Here is a 311-nt window from a genome sequence, read left to right on the forward strand (position 1 = left end):
CGCAGCTCCCTCGGTTACCGTCACCGGCAATGGCGATGGCACCATCACCGTTACGGGAACCACTGAGCCCGGTGCCACGCTCACCATTACCTATCCCGATGGAACATCCGGCACGGTGATCGCCGATGTCACCGGGCAGTACAGCATCACCTCGCCCGGGGTTCAAACCTCAGGCNGGCTGCTCCCTCGGTTACCGTCACCGGCAATGGTGACGGCACCATCACCGTCACAGGAACAGCCGAGCCCGGTGCGACGCTCACCGTCACCTATCCCGATGGAACGACCGGCACGGTCGTGGCTGGTCCCAATGG

Origin of the sequence: Rhizobium sp. Root483D2, from assembly GCF_001426685.1 — a bacterium.
In the GTDB taxonomy this organism is placed as follows: Bacteria; Pseudomonadota; Alphaproteobacteria; order Rhizobiales; family Rhizobiaceae; genus Pararhizobium; species Pararhizobium qamdonense.